1 protein-coding gene is annotated in these 613 nt (G+C 42.1%); it reads left to right on the forward strand.

Going from position 1 to position 613, the window contains the following annotated elements; translation table 11 throughout:
- Nucleotides 1-83: 83 nt before the first annotated feature.
- Nucleotides 84-613 (forward strand): transporter (locus B4F08_RS02130; RefSeq protein ID WP_291372838.1); only part of this gene is annotated, 530 nt, incomplete at its 3' end.

Raw genomic sequence — 613 nt, forward strand, 5'->3', positions numbered from 1 at the left:
CGAATTATTACGCAAACATGGCGCGAAAATGTCAAAAGAGCTAACGGCATAAGTCTAGCCAACAAGATATAAAGGGGAGAACAATGAAAAAGTTTCAAGTATTAGGCTTGATTGCTGCATCAATCATGACAACTGCAACATTTGCAGCAGAATTTTCTTTTGACCGTCCAGGCTCAGGTATAGGTACGGGTATTACACCTGTAGGTCACTTGGCGTGGGAGCAAGGACTACCGAGCGTAAGCTATCAAGAAGGGATCGTCGATGGCGTAAAAGATAAAACGCTTACATTGAACGGTGACATGCTTTTACGCACAGGTTTAGCTGATGGTCTAGAACTGCAACTGGGTTGGCAAGGCCCTGTTTGGCAGCAATATAAACATGCTGGCACCAAGAAAGAAACCAACGGTTTGGGTGATGTCAGTATTGGTTTGAAAAAGGCGATTAATTTAAAAGATGATCGTTTAACAATGGCATTGTTAGCAGAAGCGATTATTGCGACTGGCAATGATGAATTCACGAATCAAGATGATATTTATAGCCTCACTTCAGCAGTTGCGTATAAGTTCAGCGATTTGGTGGGTACATCAATTACCATGCGTTATGAAGCACAAAA

It is taken from the genome of Acinetobacter sp. UBA6720, assembly GCF_002454215.1.
Taxonomy (GTDB): Bacteria; Pseudomonadota; Gammaproteobacteria; order Pseudomonadales; family Moraxellaceae; genus Acinetobacter.